Origin of the sequence: Alteromonas sp. a30, assembly GCF_026788005.1 — a bacterium.
Lineage (GTDB): Bacteria > Pseudomonadota > Gammaproteobacteria > Enterobacterales > Alteromonadaceae > Paraneptunicella.
Map to the genome: position 1 here is coordinate 115935 of NZ_JABEPE010000006.1, position 23212 is coordinate 139146.

The 23212-nt window shown below is 42.8% G+C and carries 24 protein-coding genes and 1 tRNA gene; 18 read left to right on the forward strand and 7 right to left on the reverse strand.

Features of this window, described 5'->3' with window-relative positions:
• Nucleotides 1–49: 49 nt before the first annotated feature.
• A complete protein-coding gene (locus HJG39_RS07980; RefSeq protein ID WP_268408373.1) occupies nucleotides 50–1162 on the reverse strand; it encodes a response regulator in 1113 nt (370 codons plus the stop codon).
• Nucleotides 1163–1385: 223 nt separating this feature from the next.
• On the opposite strand from HJG39_RS07980, the gene ubiE reads away from it, so the two are divergent.
• From ubiE to ubiB, 3 genes are read left to right on the forward strand one after another with little or no spacing between them, the layout of a single operon-like run.
• Nucleotides 1386–2147: a bifunctional demethylmenaquinone methyltransferase/2-methoxy-6-polyprenyl-1,4-benzoquinol methylase UbiE gene (gene ubiE / locus HJG39_RS07985; protein ID WP_268408374.1), complete on the forward strand. Its 762-nt coding sequence runs from the start codon at nucleotides 1386–1388 to the stop codon at nucleotides 2145–2147.
• A complete protein-coding gene (locus tag HJG39_RS07990) occupies nucleotides 2147–2791 on the forward strand; it encodes a ubiquinone biosynthesis accessory factor UbiJ (RefSeq protein ID WP_268408375.1) in 645 nt (214 codons plus the stop codon). Before ubiE ends, HJG39_RS07990 begins: the two co-directional genes overlap by 1 nt.
• Before the next feature lie 18 nt (nucleotides 2792–2809).
• Nucleotides 2810–4438, forward strand: coding sequence for a ubiquinone biosynthesis regulatory protein kinase UbiB (gene ubiB / locus HJG39_RS07995; protein ID WP_268408376.1), 1629 nt, complete (start codon nucleotides 2810–2812; stop codon nucleotides 4436–4438).
• 3 nt (nucleotides 4439–4441) lie between these two features.
• On the opposite strand, the gene HJG39_RS08000 is transcribed toward ubiB, so the two are convergent.
• Both HJG39_RS08000 and HJG39_RS08005 read right to left on the reverse strand, forming a co-directional pair.
• Nucleotides 4442–5650: a 1-acyl-sn-glycerol-3-phosphate acyltransferase gene (locus tag HJG39_RS08000; protein WP_268408377.1), complete on the reverse strand. Its 1209-nt coding sequence runs from the start codon at nucleotides 5648–5650 to the stop codon at nucleotides 4442–4444.
• A gap of 92 nt (nucleotides 5651–5742) precedes the next feature.
• Nucleotides 5743–6675 carry a hypothetical protein gene (locus HJG39_RS08005; protein ID WP_268408378.1) on the reverse strand — a complete coding sequence of 311 codons (933 nt, stop codon included), beginning with the start codon at nucleotides 6673–6675 and terminating at the stop codon, nucleotides 5743–5745.
• A gap of 260 nt (nucleotides 6676–6935) precedes the next feature.
• Between HJG39_RS08005 and tatA the strand changes: the two genes are divergently transcribed.
• From tatA to HJG39_RS08045, 8 genes are all read left to right on the forward strand, one after another.
• Nucleotides 6936–7169, forward strand: a complete 234-nt coding sequence (tatA, locus tag HJG39_RS08010; protein WP_268408379.1) for a Sec-independent protein translocase subunit TatA — start codon at nucleotides 6936–6938, stop codon at nucleotides 7167–7169.
• 2 nt (nucleotides 7170–7171) lie between these two features.
• A complete protein-coding gene (gene tatB, locus HJG39_RS08015) occupies nucleotides 7172–7483 on the forward strand; it encodes a Sec-independent protein translocase protein TatB (RefSeq protein ID WP_268408380.1) in 312 nt (103 codons plus the stop codon).
• Nucleotides 7480–8226, forward strand: coding sequence for a twin-arginine translocase subunit TatC (gene tatC / locus HJG39_RS08020; protein WP_268408381.1), 747 nt, complete (start codon nucleotides 7480–7482; stop codon nucleotides 8224–8226). The genes tatB and tatC overlap by 4 nt, the downstream gene beginning before the upstream one ends.
• Nucleotides 8223–8765: a hypothetical protein gene (locus HJG39_RS08025; RefSeq protein ID WP_268408382.1), complete on the forward strand. Its 543-nt coding sequence runs from the start codon at nucleotides 8223–8225 to the stop codon at nucleotides 8763–8765. Before tatC ends, HJG39_RS08025 begins: the two co-directional genes overlap by 4 nt.
• A gap of 12 nt (nucleotides 8766–8777) precedes the next feature.
• Nucleotides 8778–9581 carry a TatD family hydrolase gene (locus HJG39_RS08030; RefSeq protein WP_268408383.1) on the forward strand — a complete coding sequence of 268 codons (804 nt, stop codon included), beginning with the start codon at nucleotides 8778–8780 and terminating at the stop codon, nucleotides 9579–9581.
• Between the two features lie 6 nt (nucleotides 9582–9587).
• The gene (locus HJG39_RS08035; RefSeq protein WP_268408384.1) at nucleotides 9588–11501 is read left to right on the forward strand and encodes a sensor domain-containing diguanylate cyclase; all 1914 of its coding nucleotides are present in this window, start codon (nucleotides 9588–9590) and stop codon (nucleotides 11499–11501) included.
• A gap of 71 nt (nucleotides 11502–11572) precedes the next feature.
• Nucleotides 11573–12565: a porphobilinogen synthase gene (hemB, locus tag HJG39_RS08040; RefSeq protein ID WP_268408385.1), complete on the forward strand. Its 993-nt coding sequence runs from the start codon at nucleotides 11573–11575 to the stop codon at nucleotides 12563–12565.
• 35 nt (nucleotides 12566–12600) lie between these two features.
• The gene (locus tag HJG39_RS08045) at nucleotides 12601–13440 is read left to right on the forward strand and encodes a hypothetical protein (protein ID WP_268408386.1); all 840 of its coding nucleotides are present in this window, start codon (nucleotides 12601–12603) and stop codon (nucleotides 13438–13440) included.
• A gap of 62 nt (nucleotides 13441–13502) precedes the next feature.
• Here HJG39_RS08045 and maoP read toward each other — a convergent pair whose 3' ends face one another.
• From maoP to orn, 3 genes are all read right to left on the reverse strand, one after another.
• The gene (gene maoP / locus HJG39_RS08050; protein ID WP_268408387.1) at nucleotides 13503–13880 is read right to left on the reverse strand and encodes a DUF413 domain-containing protein; all 378 of its coding nucleotides are present in this window, start codon (nucleotides 13878–13880) and stop codon (nucleotides 13503–13505) included.
• Nucleotides 13881–14273: 393 nt separating this feature from the next.
• A tRNA-Gly gene (locus tag HJG39_RS08055) sits at nucleotides 14274–14349 on the reverse strand.
• A gap of 144 nt (nucleotides 14350–14493) precedes the next feature.
• Entirely contained in the window at nucleotides 14494–15039 is a 546-nt protein-coding gene (gene orn / locus HJG39_RS08060) for an oligoribonuclease (RefSeq protein WP_268408388.1), read from the reverse strand.
• A gap of 187 nt (nucleotides 15040–15226) precedes the next feature.
• On the opposite strand from orn, the gene rsgA reads away from it, so the two are divergent.
• The 4 genes from rsgA to HJG39_RS08080 are packed head-to-tail and all read left to right on the forward strand — an operon-like array spanning nucleotide 15227 to nucleotide 18781.
• On the forward strand, nucleotides 15227–16267 hold the full coding sequence (rsgA, locus tag HJG39_RS08065) for a small ribosomal subunit biogenesis GTPase RsgA (RefSeq protein ID WP_268408389.1): 1041 nt from the start codon (nucleotides 15227–15229) through the stop codon (nucleotides 16265–16267).
• A 55-nt stretch (nucleotides 16268–16322) separates the two neighbouring features.
• Nucleotides 16323–17177 carry an archaetidylserine decarboxylase gene (gene asd, locus HJG39_RS08070; RefSeq protein WP_268408390.1) on the forward strand — a complete coding sequence of 285 codons (855 nt, stop codon included), beginning with the start codon at nucleotides 16323–16325 and terminating at the stop codon, nucleotides 17175–17177.
• A gap of 12 nt (nucleotides 17178–17189) precedes the next feature.
• The gene (locus HJG39_RS08075) at nucleotides 17190–18068 is read left to right on the forward strand and encodes a DMT family transporter (RefSeq protein ID WP_268408391.1); all 879 of its coding nucleotides are present in this window, start codon (nucleotides 17190–17192) and stop codon (nucleotides 18066–18068) included.
• A 2-nt stretch (nucleotides 18069–18070) separates the two neighbouring features.
• The gene (locus HJG39_RS08080; protein ID WP_268408392.1) at nucleotides 18071–18781 is read left to right on the forward strand and encodes a glycerophosphodiester phosphodiesterase; all 711 of its coding nucleotides are present in this window, start codon (nucleotides 18071–18073) and stop codon (nucleotides 18779–18781) included.
• Nucleotide 18782: 1 nt separating this feature from the next.
• On the opposite strand, the gene HJG39_RS08085 is transcribed toward HJG39_RS08080, so the two are convergent.
• Nucleotides 18783–19934, reverse strand: coding sequence for a response regulator transcription factor (locus tag HJG39_RS08085; RefSeq protein ID WP_268408393.1), 1152 nt, complete (start codon nucleotides 19932–19934; stop codon nucleotides 18783–18785).
• Nucleotides 19935–20168: 234 nt separating this feature from the next.
• Here HJG39_RS08085 and HJG39_RS08090 point away from each other — a divergent pair, with 234 nt between their 5' ends.
• The 3 genes from HJG39_RS08090 to HJG39_RS08100 are packed head-to-tail and all read left to right on the forward strand — an operon-like array spanning nucleotide 20169 to nucleotide 23189.
• On the forward strand, nucleotides 20169–20531 hold the full coding sequence (locus HJG39_RS08090; protein WP_268408394.1) for a response regulator: 363 nt from the start codon (nucleotides 20169–20171) through the stop codon (nucleotides 20529–20531).
• Nucleotides 20532–20571: 40 nt separating this feature from the next.
• Nucleotides 20572–22674, forward strand: a complete 2103-nt coding sequence (locus HJG39_RS08095; protein WP_268408395.1) for a chemotaxis protein CheA — start codon at nucleotides 20572–20574, stop codon at nucleotides 22672–22674.
• Nucleotides 22674–23189: a chemotaxis protein CheW gene (locus HJG39_RS08100; protein WP_268408396.1), complete on the forward strand. Its 516-nt coding sequence runs from the start codon at nucleotides 22674–22676 to the stop codon at nucleotides 23187–23189. The genes HJG39_RS08095 and HJG39_RS08100 overlap by 1 nt, the downstream gene beginning before the upstream one ends.
• Nucleotides 23190–23212 lie beyond the last annotated feature (23 nt).

Consider the following 23212-nt stretch of genomic DNA (forward strand, 5'->3'; position numbering starts at 1 on the left):
CTTGATTAGGGCTCGGCGTCGTTCGAGCCCTAATACAAAAGCACTCACATTAAATTTTTTGTAAACGATCAATCACTCTGCTCACAATGGCACATGTTTCTTCAGACTCCTCAAAGCCTCGGTTAATATCCTCCAACGCTCTATCCATTAACCTGTGCATGGCAGTTTCTTGATCCTCTTCTAAACCAAGACGAGGTACAAGCTCCCAAAAATCGTTAACAAGTTCCCGAAGCGCAACATGGCTATTACTCACACTGTCGCGTAGGCGACTAGAAGCATTACTTAATAAATTGCATATTTCCCGCACGGCATCTTGTCTTTCACGCGCATTAACAAGCTGCTGTTGTTTATTTAAGTTGTCAACTCGAACATCAAACGCCTCCATTAATACACATAAACTATCCCTTAGTCTTCCTGCCTTATCGCTATCCTCCGGCATGTTCAAAACTAACAAAGACGCACGTTGAAAGTTAAAAACAGCTCTTGATCCTCGCTCCCATATCCGACCTTGCTCTCTCACCATTGTAATAATTTGACTCTCAATAGGCGTGACTTGGCGTCCAGGGGTTGGCACATAGGTAGGTTCTTTAATTTTGTAGAAAAAGACTGTGCAACCTAAATCAAATTTCTTTAAACAAGAAAACAGAGCGTCACATAGTTGGTCAAAGTTACTCGAACAATTCATATCGCGCACAGCTTGCAATACACAGCCCATTTCACTTTGCGCCGACATTGCCTGCATCGCCGTGTCACTGGCTAAACTAAGCTGCTGTTTTAATGCAACCTGATTAGTGATTCGCTCCCTTGCTGCCTTAATCTTGGTATATAGCTCAATGATATCATAGGGTTTAAAAATATAGTCATCTGCTCCAGCCTCCAAGCCTTTCAAGCGCTCATCAACGGATGTATGGGAAGACAAAAAGACCACCGTTGTATTGTAGGCTTCGAAATCCCTCTTTATGACTCTGCATATGTCATAGCCACTCTCACCATTAACTTGTGTTTCGGTAATCACAAGCGCCGGCAAATGCATTTTAAGGGAGCTTAACAATGCCTCTCCAGAGTTGAAAAAATGAAGATCTTTTTCTTCCGCTAGGATGCCTTCCAAAATCTCCCTTTCAATATCGTTAGGCTCCAAAATACAGATTGCACAATCCGCCATAAATTAATTCTCCAGAATACAACTTCAGACTCAATTAGATGAGGTTGTAGCAAATACCTAAGGGATAAATCTTATAAATGAGTGTAGTCGAGATTATTGATTTGTCGCCTTATACTTAATTCCAATCAAACAGCGACCTTCCCTTTAAATCCGTGCTTGTGGTATCTGTTTTTCTGTTACACTATGCCACCGTTTGTTAAACGAATTTCCAGGCTAATTTTGCATGAACAATGAAAATATCCCCGAAAATACAACTCACTTTGGCTTTAAACAGGTAGAGAAAACAGACAAAGCCTCAATGGTGGCAGAAGTATTTCATTCAGTGGCGGATAAATACGATGTGATGAACGATGTAATGTCATTGGGTATTCACCGTTTATGGAAACGTTATGCGATTGACTGTAGTGGTATTCGCCCCGGACAAAAGGTATTAGATCTTGCTGGTGGAACCGGCGACCTCGCCGCTAAATTTTCTCGTTTAACAGGCCCTAAAGGGCAAGTCATTGTAGCCGACATTAATGCCAGTATGTTGCAGGTTGGCCGCGATAGACTGCGGGACAAAGGCATCGTTGGCAACGTTGAATGGGTTCAGGCCGATGCAGAACATTTGCCCTTTCCAGAAAACCATTTTGATTTAGTTACCATTGCCTTTGGTCTTCGCAACGTTACCGATAAAGACCAAGCATTACGTTCTATGTATCGAGTCTTAAAGCCCGGTGGTCGCTTGCTGGTACTTGAGTTTTCAAAGCCTGAAAGCGAAACCTTCAGTAAAATCTATGACTGGTACTCATTCAACTTATTGCCCAATATGGGTAAAGTCATTGCGAATGATGCCGAAAGCTATCAATACCTGGCAGAATCCATCCGAATGCATCCTGATCAGGAAACACTTAAATCCATGATGGATAGCGCCGGCTTCGAACAAACAAGTTATCACAATCTAACCGGCGGTATCGTTGCTTTACATAGAGGCTTTAAATTCTGATGCCAGCTAAACAACTTGCCGGTGGCGCAATAGAAGCGCTGTTAAACACCATCATAAAACTCGATCCAATTTCTGCGAAACGCCTACAACCTTTGCAGGATAAGCGCTTGAAAGTCAGTATCAAAGAGCTTCCTTGGCCGCTAACATTTGCCTTTTCTGATCGTGTTGATGTGTTAACGCAAGTTGATGCAGCTCAAAGCACAAATAAACTTGAACCCTCGGCTGATTGCCATATCAGCTTACAAATGGGTACGCTCAGCGAATTAAAAGATAGCAGCCAAATTACACGCCTCATCCAAGAAAAACGCTTAGATCTAGAAGGCGATATTCACGTTGCCCAACACTTTAGTACACTGGTTAAAGACCTCAATATTGACTGGGAAGAGCACCTTTCACGTTATGTAGGGGATGTCGCTGCACACCAGTTTTTCTTGATGGCAGAGAAAGCAAAAGTCCGTTTATCACATGGATTACAACACATATCGACCATGCTCAAAGAAGGTGCGATAGAAGAAAAAAAGCTGATTCCTCATGCGGTAGAGATTGAACAGTTTGTATCGGATATAAGCTCGCTTCGCGGACAAGTCGGCCGACTTGAAGCCCGCATCGAACACTTAGTTAATCAAGCCAAAACCCAAAACTAATATTGAGAAGGACAAGCGGTGAGAATTAAGCGCTTTTACACCATTGCAAAAACGTTATTACAACACGGGTTAGATGAATGGATCCCTAAGCGCTTTCTCCCTTGGTATATCCGCTATTTAAAAGTGATGTTGTTTTGGATGCGTAATCGTTATCCAGAGCACAACCGCGGGCAACGTTTGCGCTTAGCTTTGCAAACCTTAGGGCCAGTTTTCGTCAAATTTGGTCAAATGCTATCAACACGACGCGATATTCTTCCCCCCGACATCGCCACTGAACTCGCGATTTTACAAGACAACGTAGAGCCATTCAGCGGTGATGAGGCCATTAGTATTATTCTGCGCTCTCTCGGCATTAACTCATTAGATGAAATCTTCTCCGAATTCGATACAACAGCGCTAGCGTCAGCGTCTATTGCGCAAGTACATGCAGCAACCTTGCGCTTAGATGCTGAAAAAGTCGTCGTGAAAGTAACTCGACCGGGCATTGCCAAAACCATACAAGCGGATCTTGAACTAATGCGCTCCTTTGCGGTGATAGCGCAAAAATTACTGCCCGATGGCAAGCGCTTGCGTCCAATAGAAGTCGTGGAAGAATACCGTAAAACCATTATTGATGAACTCGATCTGATGCGAGAGTCTGCCAATGGCATTCAATTAGCACGTAATTTCGAAAACTCAAAATCGTTGCATATCCCCTATATTTACGCCGATTACTGCACCAAAGACGTAATCGTCATGGAACGCATTAAAGGTGTCCCCGTTTCCGACATAGACACGCTCATTAGTAAAAATGTCAACTTGAAAGTGTTGGCTGAACGTGGGGTAGAGGTGTTTTTCACACAAGTGTTCCGCGATAGTTTCTTCCATGCCGACATGCATCCTGGCAATATTTTCGTGGATGCATCCAACCCTGATGCCCCCAAATATATCGCTATTGATTTTGGCATTGTTGGTACATTAAACCGTGAAGACAAGCGCTATTTAGCAGAAAACTTTGTGGCCTTCTTTAACAGTGACTATCGCAAAGTAGCAGAGCTACATGTCGACTCAGGTTGGGTGCCTTACGACACTAACATCGACGAATTCGAAATTGCTATCCGTACCGTTTGTGAGCCAATATTCCACAAGCCCTTGGCCGAAATTTCATTTGGTCATGTACTATTGCAACTATTCAACACAGCAAGACGCTTTAACATGGTTGTGCAGCCACAGTTAGTGCTACTGCAAAAAACCCTGCTCTACATTGAAGGACTTGGACGTCAGCTTTATCCACAATTAGATTTGTGGCAAACCGCCAAACCCTTCCTTGAAAATTGGATGAAAGAGCAAGTTGGATTTAGCGCTATGTTTAAAAAGGTTCAGGCGAACTTTCCTTATTGGACGGAAAAAATGCCAGAAGTACCGGACCTACTTTACGACTCATTAAAACAAGTAAAGTTGCTGCCTGAAAAGCAAAGAGTTTGGTTTGAAACGCAAGCCAAAATTGAACGTTTGAGCCGCAAAACACAGTTTTACACGCTCATAGGCTCCACTTTTTGTATTGGTGGTTTGATCCTACCGTTACACGGATTACATATCGTGTATGCCGCTGTCACCGTTGGTATTGGCTTTGGTTGTTGGGCCAAGGCTTTCTTGACCCGTAAATAACGGCTAGATATCGCCTTCTAGCTCCACAAAAGGTGCTAGCGCCTCGCCATTTTTTACCGCGATTTGATTAAACACTGGCGCAGCATATGCGCTGTAGCCTTCTTGCTTCACTGCTTCTGGATAGGGAGCAAAACGCGCAATTAAATAAGCTTTCGCCTTTTCAATTTCAGCATTCGTTATCGTGCCTTTTACCTCTTGCAGTTGCGATTCCGTTAATGGGTTGTCCACTAACATAGCGGCGGCGATATTGGTTGGCATCAAGACATAGTGACCAATAATAGAACGCTCAATTTCCGAGGCAACAGCTTTGGCATTTTCGAACGAAAATACCTCCGATGCAGACAGCACCTTGTCAAAGTGAACATTGACACGACCTTTTTCACCCTGAATACCACTCGCAATACTGAGAATATCCTCATTGTGCTGTTTCTCATATTGTCCAGAAGCCTTACGTTCATACAACTCCAATGCTTTAGACACATCACATGGATCGTATTCATAGGAGATCGACACCGGCACAATGCGTAACGCATGAATATACTCCTCCACCACTTGCGGTTTGGGTTTATTCAAAAGTAACATGGAGATCACCGCTGAATTAGTGAAGTCGTTACCATCTTTTGCTCGGCCTTCACGTTGTGCAATCCACATATTGGCGTTTTCTTCTGTCATTGAAACATATACGTATTTCGATAGCTGCTTACTTGCGAGCAGCTTTTGTCGCACTGTTTTCACCGAACGTTTCACTACAAAACTCTTATTTAAACGCATTAAATCGGCTATCCAATCTTTACCCAATAAGTTATCACCGATAGCAATACGCATGGTATCGATACCATTTTGGTGCAAAGAAAGATTGATAAAAGCAGGATCCAGTACGATGTCACGATGGTTACTGATAAATAAATGCGGTTTATCGGGTGAGAGGTTTTCTACTCCCGTCACATTAATCCCATGAGTAGAGGTATCAATGACGTGGTGCATGTACTTTTCGATAATCAGTTGTAAATCACGAATACTATTGATTCGCTTCACTTTGCGTTTTAACGAAAAACGGGTAGCAGAAGCCAAAATAGGGCGTAAAAGACCCGGCCAAGAACTAAAACGAAAATCCAAAATAGTTTTTATTAACTCAGGCTCGTTAACAAGCCTATCCAACACTGCCCTTACTTCATTGTCGCTGTAAGGACGAATGTCTTCAAAATCACTCATGTATTTACTACACCTTTTATTATTTGAACGCTGTCCGGTTACGCCAAGTTTCAGCTTTCCCTGTGCTGATTAAAACCCATGACGTGTGGAAGCTAAAGATGCCCGAAGAATCCTTCTACGCGCAAAGCAACACCATAAGATGCAGAAAAATTGTCTTCTCGACTCCAGAGCACAAACGGCTCCACTTCAAAAAACAGCCACTCCCGCAACGCATTCTTGCGCCAACGAGAACTGACCAAATATTCTGTTACCTGATAATTAGGTTCAGATTCGCCCTCAACATACACACCATGAATAAACGCCGAGCGCTCATTAACTTGATGCATCATATAAAGACTTTGGCGCCATAACCAATCGTTATCGTCGCCACGGTAATACAAGTGGTTATCAAACCGAAGAACCGAATTTTCACTGATTCCATGCTCATACTGCAAGCCTAAATGAGACCCAAAGCCATCTTTTGCATAGTAATAACCAGACACTTCCGTTCGTAAATTGTTCCCTTCACCCATTGCAAACTTTTTAATCAACCTTGTTCTAACAAATGGCTGAAGTTGACGCCCAATACCGATACGATGCGACCAAATTTTAGAATTGTCAGTATTGCGGATCCAGCGCAGTGCCAAATTGAACCGGTTTTGATCTTCAATGACGTCATTTTGCGCGGCTTTCACTGGCGCTTGATCTAAGTCTTCATCATAGTCACTAAATACCACGCTAACCTGATTTTTAAATTTAGGTAATTTCCAACTTACGCGTAGCCGAGACTCAAATTCCGCAAAATTTCGACTTCTTGGCTCCCAAGCCAATCGAATGCGAGCGTACCCGTGAGCATCTTGATCAAGCTCCAAAGAGTCGTTAACAAAAAAAGTATCGAGCCAATTTGCGGTATCGTGTACAGAAGAAGTTAAACTAAGGTGAAGGTCATCCAGCCAAGGGTAAGGTGGCGGGTTTTCTTGAGCAGTCAACGTATTCGACGAAAATACGAAGCAAAGCAAGGTTGTGGTAAGCAGAATCTTTTTCAAAACTTCACCTCATTCTGTTGACGCCCATACGAGAAATACAGCAGAGCAACGCTTCAGAGTCCGATGTTTTTGAGTGTGCAACATGTACGAAAAGGTACTGCTTAACTATATGCTTATTTTACGGTTCCGACCTAAAAATCATCCGTTTGATTCACCTTAACAGATAAAATCTAGGAGAAAAAGCCAACAATACACTAAATGCAGTGACCTTTTTTTATAGCTACGTATAATAGCGACACTTAATTTTTTTGGAGTTTGTGATGGGCGGAATCAGTATCTGGCAACTGCTAATCATCTTTGTAATTGTAGTTTTATTATTTGGCACAAAGAAGCTTCGCACTCTGGGTGGAGATTTAGGTTCAGCGGTAAAAGGCTTTAAAAAAGCTGTTTCCGATGAAGATAACAAAGACGCAGACTTTCAGGGCAAAGTAGAAGATAAACAAAACGCTGAAACGACGCAAAACAAAGAAAATACACAGCAGAAACAAGATTAACCATGTTCGATATTGGCTTCTGGGAGTTGTTTATTGTCGCCATCATTGCCTTGTTGGTACTTGGTCCTGAGCGTTTGCCAGGAGCCATTAGAAGCACTTCTAGAACCATACGCAAAGTGCGTAATATGGCAGCCGGGTTTCAAAACGAAATCGAGCAACAATTGCGTATTCAAGAATTGCACGACAACTTGAAAAAAGCAGAAGAGCAGCAATTTGAGAATTTGTCTCCAGACGTCAAAGCCTCAGTTGAAGAACTCAAAGCCGCTGCCGAATCGGTGCAAAAACCCTATAAGAAAGACGATAAAGGTTCGTGACTCAGCCCCAACCCTTAATAGCTCATCTCATTGAATTACGCACTCGCCTTTTGCGCGCGGTGTTGAGTGTGCTTGTTATCTTTCTTTCACTCGCTTATTTTGCGCAAGACTTATATCAGCTACTGTCAAAGCCACTCATTGAGGCATTACCCGAGGGTGGACAAATGATAGCTACCGATGTTGCGTCGCCGTTTTTTGCGCCTTTTAAACTTACGTTAGTGCTTTCCTTTTTTATCGCAATCCCTTTCGTGCTGTATCAATGCTGGGCTTTCATAGCGCCGGGTTTATATAAAAACGAAAAACGCCTTGTTGGCCCACTGATGTTATTTTCCAGCTTGCTATTTTACGGCGGGATTGCATTTGCCTATTTCGTCATATTTCCTCTCGCCTTTCCCTTTTTTGTGGGCGTTGCCCCAGAAGGCGTAGTAATTAACACTGATATAAATAGCTACCTTAATTTTGTGCTCAAGCTGTTTTTCGCCTTTGGTATTTCATTCCAAATCCCCATAGCCATCTTTTTACTATGCTGGAGCGGTTTTACAACACCAGCAAGCTTACGAGAGAAACGACCCTACGTAATCGTTTCTGTTTTTGTCATTGGTATGTTGATGACACCGCCGGACCCAATTTCTCAAACTTTGCTAGCAATCCCAATGTGGCTTTTATTTGAACTTGGTGTTTATGCTGGAAGTCTATACGGAAAGTCCAAAACTCAAGAAGAAGAGGAACAAGAAACGTTATGAAGTTAAAATTGTATGCATTGGCGCTTGTATGTGCATTTTCAAATGTCGCTTTTGCGGAATCTTTGGCAACAGCAATGAAAAAATGCAGTCAGGTTGATAACAGCCTGAAACGCCTTGTTTGTTACGATCAGCTCAATCAAAAAGCAAACGGTTATCAGGATAGCCAACTCCCTACACAGGTAAACCGTCAAGGGCCGCCTCAAGGCCGAAATCAAAGCGCACAGGTTTATCAGCAAGTGCCTCAATACGCTTCAAACCAAGCGAACGATCCCGTAGATAATTTCGGTAAGCCCATTCTCGAAACCATTAAACGTGAAGACTTGGATTCTTTGTCAGCACAGGTGACTGAAATTAAAAAAGATCGCCGCGGAAAGTTGACGATTACACTCGATAACGGTCAAGTTTGGCAACAGACGGATTCAAAAAGTATTTTGCTGCGTAAAGGCAACAGTGTCGTTTTAGAAAAAGGGCTTTTAGGGGCTTATTTCTTGAAAGAATCGTCAAGCACAAACCGCATTCGTGTTGAACGTAAATCATAACCGAGCCTATTTATGCAACTGTGTGATATTGGGGTTAACTTAACCAACAATCGTTATCTTGACGATTGGCAAGAAACTGTACATACCGCCGCGGCAGTTGGGGTTAGTAAACTCATCATCACCGGCACAAATATGCAGGAAAGCAAAGATGCGCTAACTCAGGCGCATACTTTGCCTGAACACCTGTATGCCACAGTGGGTATTCACCCTCATTATGCAAAAGAGGCCATCGACGGCTTAGGCAAACCGCAATTTGTTGAACAAATGCGGCAGATGTTGTCAGATAACAAGGCCGTTGCAGTAGGAGAGTGCGGTTTAGATTTCAACCGTAATTTCTCACCAAAAACGGCACAATTGGCGGTTTTCGAAGCACAATTGGAAATAGCCTGCGAATGCAAACTCCCTGTATTTTTGCATGAAAGGGACGCTTTTGATGAGCAAATTCGATTGCTTGAAGCCTACCGCCCTCATTTAGTGGGTGGTGTTGCACATTGTTTCACGGGAAACACTGAACAAATGCAGGCATATTTAGCACTCGGATTATATATTGGAATTACGGGTTGGTTATGCGATCCCAAACGAGGGCAAGCGTTGCGAGACGCGGTATCTCATCTGCCAGTAGAGCGACTCTTATTGGAAACAGATGCACCTTATCTCATGCCAAAAACGTTAAAAGCGAACTCGAAACGCAACGATCCAGCAAACTTACCGTATATTTTACAAGAGGTAGCTTCGCTGCTCCCGGCAAACTTAAGTACAGAACAGGTTGCCAACATAAGTTATCAAAATAGTTTGAGCCTATTTAACTTGGAGTAATGTGCCATGATGGCTCCCCGTCATATCAACAAAGTATTATCACAAATCCCCACTTGGTTGATGGGTGTGATTATTTGCTTTAGCTTTTGGGGACTATTTACAAGCTTCCATCCAAGAACAACGCCTTTACCCGATCAAACTATCGATAGAGGCGTCAGTTACTATGTTGCGGATTCTGAAGAAACCAGCATCAACACTGTATTTTCTTTATCTGACCGACAATGGACCAGCCAACAGAACGACTCCTTATTCAGCCCGATAGACAATCAAACCTTGTGGCTTAAATTCAATTTGCCCGCGCTTGATCCGATGGACAACTGGCTTTTAGAGGTTGATCAATCACAGTTGGATTTTCTCAATATTTGGTTTTTAGAAAACAACAATATTCTCGCCTCTTACTTTACTGGCGACCAAATGCCGTTCCGTTCAAGAGGTATCGCCCATGAGCGTTTCTTGTTCCCGATTCCTCAACACGAGAAAAGCGATTTAACCGTTTTTATAAAGCTCAGTAATGAATTGCCCTCGCAACTGCCTATCCATCTCTGGCGAGAAAGGAGTTATCTCGTTTTTAATGGTGAGCATAACTTAGCACTCGGCCTATTTTTTGGTTTCATGCTGGCGATGGCAGTCAGTAACTTTTTCTTCTTTATTAGTTCTGGTTCCACAAACTTTCTGCTTTATTCCGGTTATGCTATTTCCGTAACACTGATGTTGATCAGTATGCATGGATTAGGATACAAATATTTTTGGCCCGGAAACATCTGGCTGCAAAATCACAGCATCGGCATATTTGCGAGTTCAAGCTTATTATTCGCCCTGTTGTTTATCAGGCAACTTCTCGATATAGCCAAATATAGCCGCGTAATTAGTCGCTCCTTGGAAGTGCTTTGTGGTGTTTACCTAATATGCTTAATCGTCAGCTTTACAACTGACTCCCGCTTAGCCGCCAATGTGCTCATGCTATTTGTTACCGTGACCTCTTTCTATATTATTGGTGCGGGTATTTGGCTTTGGCGAGCAGGGCTTAAAGTTAGCCGTGTTTATGCGCTGGCTTGGTTTACCATATTGATGACCGCACTTTTTGCCTCCGTCCACGGGCTTCAACTGTATACCAGCGACTTCGCCATCCGTTATATTCTAATGGCGGGCACACTGATCGAAACATTACTGTTAGCGCTACTATTGGCTAGAAGCTTTAGTCAACAAGCCAGCGAATTGGTCGATGCACAGAAAACCGCTTTAAAGCAAGAGCATGAAGCAAGATTAGCCAAGGAGCGGATTATTGAAGTCCAAGAAGAAGCTAATGTAGAACTAGAGTACAAAGTGCAAGAGCGCACGCTGGAGCTAGAAATAACTTTGCGCGAATTGGAAGAAAAGAATCAGGCGCTAGAGGCACTCAATACCATAGACTCGTTAACTGGTATCAAAAACCGCCGCTTCTTCGACAAAAAATATCCTGCGGAATTGCGCCTTAGCCGACGTAATCAAACTGAATTATCAGTGGTCATGCTCGACATTGATCACTTCAAGAAAATCAACGATACCTATGGACATTTGGCGGGCGATGTCTGCTTACATCATGTTGCTCAAATGATAAAAAACAGTCTTAAGCGGCCGGGAGATGAAGCTTGTCGATTTGGAGGAGAGGAGTTTGCTCTACTATTACCACAAACCGATGAGAAAGGAGCGACACAACTTGTTGAAAAAATTCGCCAACAAATTGCTCAACACACGGTAGTATATGAGGAAGATACGATCCAGCTAACCGTCAGTGCGGGGATATGCAGCGCCATTCACACAGGCGATGACGAACAAACCCAATTGTTAGAAACGGCTGATAAAGCACTCTATGAAGCAAAGCAGGCAGGACGTAATCGCGTCGTTTACAAAACATATTCAAAAGATGCGGAAGGCTCATAATTTAACAGTCTGAATGTTTTAAACGATGAGCATCCCGATTTTTACGAAAATTTTTGAGAGAGGTTAACCCCTTGCAACAATTCCCTAACACCCGAATGCGCAGAATGCGCAAACAACCTTTCACCCGAGATTTAATGGCAGAGTCCCACCTAAATGCCAGCGACCTCATTTTCCCAATGTTTGTACTACCAGGGCACAACCAACGTGAAACCATAGCGTCGATGCCCGGCATTGAAAGGTTATCTATCGATTTACTTTTAGAAGAGTGCGCCCAACTGGTGGACCTTGGTATCCCTGCAATTGCCTTATTTCCAGTCACACCTATTGAATTAAAAACACTCAATGCCGAAGAAGCGTATAATCCTGAAGGATTGGCACAGCAAGCAACTCGTGCAGTAAAAGCCTCCTTCCCGGAGCTTGGCGTGATTACCGATGTTGCACTCGACCCATTCACTTCTCACGGTCAAGACGGCTTGATTGACGCTAACGGTTATGTGTTAAACGATGAAACCTGTGCCGTGCTCATCAAACAGGCGTTGTCTCATGCGGAAGCTGGGGCGGATGTTGTCGCTCCTTCGGATATGATGGATGGCCGTATCGGCCTTATTCGCAATGCATTAGAAACTAATTCATACATCAACACCTGTATTATGGCGTACTCTGCAAAGTATGCATCGAGCTATTATGGGCCTTTCCGTGACGCTGTTGGTTCGGCTGCTAACTTAAAAGGCGCGGATAAGAAAACCTATCAAATGGATCCCGCCAATACAGACGAAGCGATTAAGGAAATTGCCCTTGATATTCAAGAAGGCGCTGACATGGTCATGGTTAAGCCAGGTATGCCTTATTTGGATATCGTGCGCCGCTGCAAAAGTGAGCTTCAAATCCCTACCTTCGCTTATCAAGTTAGTGGTGAATACGCTATGCATAAAGCTGCTTTTGCGAATGGTTGGTTGCAGGAAGATGCGGTTATATTAGAATCTTTGTTAGCATTCAAACGGGCAGGGGCCAATGGCATCCTAACCTACTTTGCCAAACAAGCAGCACAATTGCTAAAAGGCTAATATTCCAGCGAACAGTGAATTAATAGAGAAATACTATGCCTTCAAACAGATTCGATGACGACATGCCGAAAATTACTCTGGACAAAGAGGACAGAGAGGCTTTTCGTCAATCTAGGAGTAAAGGGAATTACAGTGCTTCCGTTTCTGCAACCAGTTCCGAAACGAGCATTCCACCAGTACCACAGAGCGCACCGACATCTTCTGGAGGCTCATCACCTGTTCTCATTACCATCTTAGTTTTGCTGATATTTGCGGGGTTTGGTGGTAGCTACTGGCTTTACCAGCAACAAGTTGTTCTCAAACAAACGCTTGCTAATTCCCAAGAGCGCATTGTTGAACTCGAAAAGCAGCTTTCAGCCACCGGTGAGGAAATGGGAGAGTCAGCAGTAGCGATTCAAACAAAAGTGAACCAACTTAACGCTAAAACTAAAGAGTTATGGGACCAGATGGACAAACTCTGGGCATCCGCTTGGCGCCGAAACCAATCTGAAATTAAGGAAATGGGCGGCAAAATTGATACCTTAGTCGCTAACGATGGGGATATTGAAAAGCAGATCAAGTCGCTTGAATCAGAGATTGGCACGAGTATGACGAACCTAGATTTGGTGCAAGAGCAAATAAATCGACAAAGTAAGGATATTTCACAATTTAGTACCGAAGTTAGTACCAATAAGCAACAGGTCACTTCCCAAGGCAAGACCATTTCGGCGTTAAACCAGAAATTAGCCACGATGGATAAAGTGAACAACGCTTTGTTGAAGCGCATAAACGATTTGGAAAAATGGCAAAAAACCCAATCTGCATTGGAATCAAAAAATATAAAGACTGAACCGCCTAAAAAAGCGTTACCGCCGCCGATTACTGTCGGTGAGTAGGAAAGTTAGCAAGGTCTCTTAATGAGACCTTGTTTATTATGAACGACTTATTTTAATTTCGATTAATCCTCATCCATTACCACATCGTCGTCGATAAAGTCCGACTCATCAGAATCATCGCTCGCCGGAGAATTATTGCGGTTTGTACCGTAAATGCTTCCGGCTTTTGGACGGTTGATTCTCGATTGATATTTGACCCAAGCTCTTTCTACAACCGTTGAAGGGCTCTTTTCCCCTTGCGCTACCGCTAGTAGGTTCTCATCTTCTTCATTTGCACAAGATAGTTGTCCAGAGACTAACGCTGAAATCAGACGACCGTATTGACTCAAGGCTTGGCTTTCTGAAATCGAAAAGTCTCCCGAACGTGCGAAACCATAAGGGTAATTGCGGGGGTCATTAAAAGCGGAATTGAGCAATTGCTCTCTAGTTACTTTCGCCATAGTGTTTATCTCAACAAAAGAAATCACTTAACATTTAGGTGTAAGGCTTCGAAACTCACACCCGTCCATTAAAAAAATCGCTTCTGCTTCAAGCTTGCAATTAGGCTTATGAAGCTTCCAATTCTGTGCAAACTTTTAGTTTTAAATTCGCCGTTAGTCAACAATTAAAATGTGCTTTTAGACGAATTGCTCAGAAATGTTTCTGACTTGATTATCTTGAGTGCAATAACACGCATTTCGGTCAATCAAGTATCTCAATCACCCAAGAAATTTGCTTCGCTCATAGCGATAAACAAAACACCAAGTAGGTAATTTATTTACCAAAATATAAACACAAATGACGAATAATCAACCAAAAAATTAATGTTGTTGAGCATTTTTAGAGAAGAAATTTGGAGCGGGAAACGAGATTCGAACTCGCGACCCCAACCTTGGCAAGGTTGTGCTCTACCAACTGAGCTATTCCCGCATAAAGATGAGTGGCTTGGTTAGCCGCGCCATCGAGTTTGATTAACTTGGGCAGTTATCCCCGACAGCGGATGTGCATTTTACGAAGTTAATTCAGAGAATCAAGCATTATTTTTAAATAATATTGCGTTTGACGAGAAATCCATCAAATGCAAAAAACATTCTCTCGATAGTAAGCTAGCTCTTGAATTGATTCGCGAATATCTTCTAAAGCGGTATGCGTGCCTTTTTTGCTAAAGCCATCGAGCGCTTCTGGTTTCCAACGACGCACCAATTCTTTTACGGTACTCACATCAACCACGCGATAGTGAAAATAATCTTCTAATAACGGCATGTGACGAATCATGAAACGGCGATCCTGACCAATGCTATTGCCGCATAATGGCGCTTTACCTTTTGGCACATATTTCTCTAGAAAGGCAATTGTTTGTTTTACCGCTTCCTCTTCGGTAATGTGACTTTTCAAGCACTTATCAACAAGACCCGACTCACCATGAGTCTTGGTATTCCAATCGTCCATGGCCTCAAAAACCGCCTCATCTTGGTGAATGGCTAATACAGGTCCTTCAGCAACGATGTTCAACTGAGAGTCAGTTACAATTGTGGCAATTTCAATGACTCTATCCGTTTCGGGATTAAGCCCTGTCATTTCCATATCCACCCACACCAAATTGCTTTCACTGTACGACATTTAGAATACCTTGATTGATGTTCACACCCATTTTAAGAGTGCAATATATTGTTCCAATGGTTACTATGCACTCTCAAATTTCAACGCTCAATTTGAGGGCAGCGCAACACTCTGCTAAGAGTTTGAAGTAGGCGGCTTTCATGCCTTAACTTCCAACATGCGTAATATTACTTAATTTAACAGTAAAGTGGCAAAAAGAAACAAACTCACACATCGGCAAAAGCGGCAAGTTGGCAAAAACTTGCGAAAGCGCGCGCAAGCTACAGAAGATTTACCTGAAGATGGCGCATTGCTAAAAGAGCTTTCAGGCATTGTTGTTGGCCGTTTTGGTCAACATGCTGATATTGAAGATAGCGAAGGGTTAGTGTACCGCTGTCACATTCGTCGCACCATCGACAGTTTAGTCTGTGGCGATGAAGTGCTATTTCGCCCAACCAAAGATGAATCCAGCAGCATTAAAGGCGTGGTGGAAGCCGTGCAACCACGGCGCAGTATCCTTACACGTCCAGATTTCTACGACGGAATAAAGCCTGTTGCCGCCAATATTGATCAGATCATCATTGTCAGTTCTCTGCTGCCTGCGTTATCGTTGAATATTATCGATCGCTATCTTGTAGCCTCTGAAGACGTCAACATCACGCCCGTTATTCTATTGAACAAGATTGATCTTGCTGATGAAGAACACTTGCCACTGATTGAAGAAGCGATGCAGACCTATCATGACATTGGTTACGACGTTATTTTTGCAAGCTGCAAAACCCAAGAAGGGCTAACCGCACTGCAAAATCAGCTCGTTGATAAAACCAGTATTTTTGTTGGTCAGTCCGGCGTCGGAAAATCCAGTTTAATTAACCAACTTTTACCCGACGTAGAAGAAGCAACGGGCAAAGTGTCGGAAAACTCCGGTTTAGGCCAACACACAACAACGGCAGCTAAACTTCTACACTTTCCATTAGGTGGGCAGGTGATCGACTCCCCCGGTGTGCGCGAATTTGCACTTTGGCATCTTGATGATGAAAAGGTAACTTGGGGATTCAAAGAGTTCCGTGACTATATTGGCGGCTGCAAGTACCGCGACTGCAAACACAAAGATGATCCCGGTTGCGCCATTCGTGAAGCAGTAGAAGAAGGTAAAATAGATGCAAGCCGTTACGATAGCTACCACCGAATTTTGGAATCGATGGATGAACAACGCCCATCTTATTCCATCAGTAAACGTAAATTATGAGGATATGCAGTTCACGCTAGCACGCAATGTACGACTGCAATAAAGAGGAAAGAACGTGTTACCTGATACGCTAAAAGTCAAACTCCAGTATATTTTACCTAAGCATTTACTCTCTCGTTTAGTGGGCTTCCTTGCTAGCGCCAAAGCAGGATGGTTAACCACTCGCTTGATAGAGTTGTTTATCAAGCAATACAACGTCAATATGCAAGAAGCGGTTAAGGAAAAAGCAGAAGACTACGCCACCTTTAACGAGTTTTTCACCCGCCCACTAAAAAAAGATGTTCGTCCTATCGATGAAGACAAAGATGCGCTCATTTTTCCTGTTGATGGCGCAATTAGCCAATATGGTAAAATTGATGACAACCAAATTTTCCAAGCGAAAGGTCACGAATATTCTGTAGAAGCTTTGCTAGGGGGAAATAAATCACTCGCCAAGGAGTTCTATAATGGTGAGTTTATGACCATCTATTTATCGCCAAAAGATTACCATCGAATCCACATGCCATTAGATGGCGAACTCACCGACATGACATTTGTTCCCGGAGAACTGTTTTCCGTTAATCCGCTAACAACAGACAATGTACCGGGTTTATTTGCCCGTAATGAGCGAGTTGTCAGCATTTTCGAAACAGAACACGGGAAAATGGCAATGGTTTTGGTTGGAGCCACGATTGTTGCCAGTATTGAAACGGTTTGGGCAGGTACAGTTGCACCGCGCAACCAAGCCGTTTCTCACACGCGATACACGAATGATGTGGAAAAAATTAAATTGAAGAAGGGCGAAGAGATGGGTCGCTTTAAACTAGGCTCAACTATTGTCATGCTGTATCAACCGAATCAAATTGAGTTTAGTAACCATCAACCCGGTGATAGCACACGTTTAGGCGAACGCTGCGGCACCTTAAAATAACGGTGATAGAAAGTGGAAGATGTTAAAAAAGGGCTAATTTCCGCCCACTTAGGGGTCTTTCTTCTTGGAATTACCGCTTTATTTTCAAAACTGATTCCACTTTCGTCTACAGATATTGTTTTCGCACGTTCCGTTATTGCGTTTATTGCGTTAGCGCTACTACTGAAAATCACCAAAAAATCACTACGACTTTTTAGCTATAAAGATTATGGCATTGCGATTGGGCTAGGTCTGCTGATGTCCGTGCATTGGGTTACGTATTTCGCTGCCATGCAATACTCCACCGTTGCTATTGGCATGATCGCCCTGTTTACTTTTCCTATGATAACGGTTTTTATCGAGCCTTTTTTCGAGCCGGTTAAGTTAGTTTGGCAAGATATTATGAGCGCTATTGTTGTACTTATTGGTATTGTGCTTATCGTGCCCGAAGCCGACCTTGGTAACGAAGTCACTTGGGGCATTCTGCTTGGTATCTTTTCCGCTTTTTTCTACGCGCTTCGAAACATTTTGCATCGTAAACATTTTACTCAATACTCAGGTCCACATGCGATGGCAATGCAAAGTTTGGTGGTGGCGATTAGCCTCGTCGCTTTTGCGTCTGGCTCATTGACCCAAGCCAAACCTTACGATTACTTTTTACTATTATTGCTTGGTACTTTATGTACCGCCGCTCCTCACGCTTTAGTCGCATCTAGCTTAACGCATATCAGAGCCAAAACCTTTTCCTTAATCGCTTGTATTCAGCCTTTATACGGCGTTGTGTTTGCTTATTTAGTGCTTTCCGAAAACCCTACATGGCAAACCCTCGCAGGCGGGCTTTTTGTGCTCAGTGCTGCTATATATGAAACAGTCAACACCCACAAACTTCACAAGAAAAGCCAAGAGAAGTAACTATGCAGGTTTTTGCACATCGTGGCGCAAGCGGTGAATTTCCAGAAAACACATTACTGGCGATAGAAGCAGCTATACAACAAGGGGCTGACGGTATTGAGCTTGATGTCCAACAAGCGCTTGATGATTTAGCCGTCACACACGATAGGTATTACAAATCAGGGGATGATTATCACTCCGTTGCATCCACTCCTATGCAGGCATTACAACAGCATGCTTTGCCTGAAAACCAATTTATTCCAACGTTAACGCAAGTTATGCAATGTATTAGTGGGCGCTGCGCGGTAAATATAGAGTTGAAAACGCTCATTCAATTTGATGCTTTTAAACATTTGCTTACGTCAGCCATCAACGAATATCAGTTTGCACCAGAGCAAATTATTGTTTCTGCATTCAATCATCATATTTTGAAAGTCATACAGGAATGGGATCTGGGAGTGGAGATCGCCGCGCTAACATCATCTTTGTATTTGGACCTAGCCAGTTTCGCAGTCAATATGGGGGCGAATGCCGTTCATGCTGACGTCAACGCCCTTACACCATCTTTGGTAGAAGATGCACATCAGTTTGGGCTAGCGGTGCGCGTTTATACGGTAGATTTACCGCAAGACATTGAAATGTTGCAGAAGTGGGGAGTCGACGCGATTTTTTCAAACTTCCCCAAGCGGGCTAAACAGCTAATTGCGGAAAATCAGTACAAACTGAATCGCTAGACTAGAAAAGCTCAACATCGGCATCTTTGACTTCCTCAACCACTGGCTGTTCTTGTTTTTCCTCAACAACATTTAACGCTTCACGGCACTTACCTAAGGTTTCTTGAACCTTCTCTAAACTGTCCGTAGCTTCACGCTTTGTAATTTCTGTCTCAATTAGGTTAACAAAGTATGCTTCTTGTTCTTCATCTAAATGTAATTGATGAAAACTTTGTGACACTTTGTTTTCAATATTAATGAGTATTTCGCGTTGTTCTTTGTCCATCGACTCTAAATTTTCGCCAATTAATGTTACCGCGCCATCGAGTGATTTTTTTGCCTCTATTAACGCTTGGTGTTCGCAGATTGCAATAAACCTTGCATCAATTGCCGGCACCATTTTGGCTAATAAATCTAATAGATTATCGTAAGAGCGAGTTCCTGCCAATGGCATATTTTTAACTAACACAGAAACATGGTTATCATTAAAAATTGAACGCTTACCAAAGTGATAAATCCGTCCATGACTTTTCAATAGGTCAAATATTTGCATTTCAATATCACTGCATTCATTTACATCTGCATCATAACTATATAGCCGAGTTTTAGATCGTAATTGAACAGCCGTATGAAAACCTTGATTTAGCATGTACATCATTAATTCATTTGCTAAAGTACGAGCTGAATGGCATTTATTCATTCGAGCAATCAGTTCTAATCCGCTGCCATAAGAAGCCGATTGCATCATCACCGTTTCTGCTATCCCCTTGATGTCACTATCTTTACTTTCAAGTTCGCGGATTTTGTCAATGTCTCGTGAGAAACGTAGCATCCTTTCTTTGAAGGCGGTAACGTTGAAGGGTTTGCAAATGTAATCCCCTACACCTAATTCATAGGCTTCGCGCACCAAATTCTCGTTAGAGTCAGCACTTAAAATGACAATTTGTGGTTGTTTTGCAATCTCTAAAACCGACACTTCACGGCAAATTTCAATCCCTGATTTCCCGGGCAAATGTATATCTAAAATGACAAAATGAAAATTATGTTTCTTAATTATTTCTATGGTTTCTTGCCCAGTTTCTGAGAAATAAATGTTGAAACTATCGCGAAACATTACGTCAAGCACTTCTCTTAAATGTTCGTCATCATCTGCTATTAAAATATCATGTTTCAAACTATTACCCTCTCTCAAAATTTATATTTTGAGTCCTTTTAACCAACCATTTTTGGAGAAAATAAATTTCCGAAATTAATTAACATCTCTGGAACCATATAACAAAAAATAGTCAAACAATGCGATCAATCAACTTAATCTGAGTAATTAATAAAAAAAATATCTTTGTGCTACCTTTAATTAATAGTCGGTTAAGTACCGAGAAATCTTGTAGTGACTATCGAGGGAAAATACATGAAGAAAATTCTCACTGTTGATGACTCTGCCTCAATGAGAGCGATGGTTGTATTTACACTCCGAGGTGAAGGATATGAGGTGTCAGAAGCAGTCAATGGTAAAGAAGGATTAGACTTAGCCAAAGCTGACATATTTGACCTTATTATTTCGGACGTCAATATGCCCATTATGAATGGGATTGAATTTGTCACCAATGTGCGTAAAGAAGAAAAATACCGATTTACGCCTATACTCATGTTGACTACAGAGTCTGGCACCGACCTTAAACTGCAAGGTAAAGCAGCAGGAGCGACTGGCTGGATTGTAAAGCCCTTCGATCCGCAGAAGTTAATCGCCGTTGTCAAAAAGGTATTACGTTAGCGTTTGAGTGGTTAATTTCACCCTCAGGAGATAGATGTTTATGTCTGATCCGTTAGAGCGTTTCAGAGCGGTATTTTTCGAAGAGAGCGCTGAAGCCATCGACGCCATTGAGCGGAATTTGCTGAGTTTAAATGAAACCGAAGCAGATGTTGATCCAGAAATGATCGACGATATTTTTCGTTCTGCACACTCTCTGAAAGGGGGAAGTGCTACCTTTGGAATGGACTCGCTCACCCGTTTCACGCATGTGATGGAAACTCTACTAGATAAAGTAAGAGCAAATGAAATCGCGATGTCACAAGAGCTAGTCGACTGCCTTTTCTCCTCTTTGGACGTACTTCGTAATCTTGTTTCACATTACCAATATGCAGACGAAATTAATGCAAGTGAAATGCAGGTTGTTCAGCAGGAATTGGTTAGGCTGCTCAATATTGAAGGTGACATCGACGATATTACGCTTCAAGCAGACATCGCAGATGCATCCTCTGAACTTACCGAAACCGGGGAATGGAGTATTTATTTTGGACCTCACGCCGACATCCTATCATCAGGGAATGATCCCATTCGTTACTTGGAAGAATTAGCTGAACTTGGCGAACTCAACCCTAAGTGTAATACACAAAACATCCCAGATTTACTGGAACTAGACCCTGTATCCTCTTACTTCACTTGGGACCTAACGTTAACCCCAAACGAAACAGTCACCACGGAAACCTTTGATGATATTTTCTTGTGGATAGATGTTGATGCGGATCTCAAGTACGACCCCATCAAAGCGACTCAGGATAGTGAAAATAGCTCTACGGAAATTGCCATCCCTTCAGCAACAGAAAACCGTGTTCAGGCTACAGTAGAAACTACATCAGGCGACACTCCAACAGAAGTATCAACAACATTGGAACCACAAAAGTCGGTTAGCAATGTAGCCCCCCGGAACTCGGAAAATGGCAAACCCGCTGATAAAAAACGGACCTCCCAATCAATTCGTGTCGATTTAGAGAAAATCGACAGTTTGATCAACTTATTGGGGGAGTTAGTTATTACGCAATCAATGCTGAGTATTTACGGCGATGCCGAAAAATACCCTCAATTCGATCGCCTTTCCGAAGGGCTTTCACAACTAGAAAGACACACTCGGGAGCTTCAAGAAGGGGTCATGCGTATCCGTATGTTGCCCATTGATTTTTGTTTTAGCCGCTTTCCAAGAATGGTCAGAGATGTGGCTAAGAAATTAAATAAATCCATTGCCGTAAAGATCATCGGAGAAACAACCGAAGTTGATAAAACCGTTATTGAGGAGCTTACCGATCCACTTGTGCATCTAGTACGCAATAGTGTCGATCACGGTATAGAACCCCCAGAAATCAGACAAGAAAAAGGCAAACCAGAGAGCGGAACCATTACCCTCAGAGCTTTTCATCAAGTTGGCAATATCATTATTGAAATATCTGATGATGGTGCAGGACTTAATACCGAGCGCATCCGTGAAAAAGCCATCGCTAACGGCATCATTCCACCGGATAACCAACTAAACGATCAGGCTATTCATGAATTGATATTTGCTCCGGGCTTCTCAACCGCGCAAGAAGTAACTGACCTATCAGGACGTGGTGTTGGAATGGATGTGGTCAAACGTAATATCAGGGCGCTTGGAGGCACAGTCGATGTGCGTTCGGTGCCCGAGCAAGGCTCAACTTTCACGATACGCCTACCGCTCACACTCGCGATTCTGGACGGTCAACTCGTGAAGGTAAATCAAGAGACTTACATCATCCCAATGTTGTCGATTATTGAATCCATTCAAACCAAACCTGAAGACATTAATAAAGTCGGAGATAAAGGGGTTTCCTTTAAATGGCGTGGCAACTTTATCCCTATTATTCACCTCGCTGAAACCTTCGGCTGCCCCATTGGTGAGCAACAAGAAGTTGAACAAGATCTCATCGTCGTTGTGGAAAGTGATGGTAAGCAGTGTGGCATCGTTGTCAACGAATTAACTAATCATCAGCAAGTGGTTGTGAAGTCTCTAGAAGCAAACTACGCCAAGGTGGAAGAGCTATCAGGTGCCACTATTTTAGGTGATGGCTCTGTCGCCCTCATTATCGACGTTGGAGCATTAATTCAGCGCGTGAGGATGCACTAATGAACATGTCAACTGAACAGGATATAGCCCCCAAAGACGCTTTTAACGACCTGCAAGATACGCAAAAAGCGGAATGGCTTAGCTTCAAACTTGGCGACCTAGACTACGCTGTGGATATTCTCAAAGTTCGCGAAATTCGGACTTGGGAGCAATGTACTCGCATACCATACGCGCAAGATTACGTCACCGGATTGATAAATTTACGCGGAGCAATTGTACCGATTGTGAATTTACGCACTCGGCTAGGCATGACCGCAAAGGCCCATGACGCAGAAACCGTGATTCTGATAATGGATGTCGAATTGAGTGAAGGACACAAAACCATTGGGATTGTTGTTGATGCAATTTCCGAAGTCATCGAAACCGATAGCAACAATAGTCAATTTCATCCTGAGTTTGATTTAAGCATCGATAAGCGCTTTGTTGCGGGTATTGCCGATGACAACTCTAACATGTTGATTTTGCTGAATATCGATACCCTTTTGGATTTAGAACTATCGCAAACGAATAACTAAATGAACGCAAGCAGCCACTAATT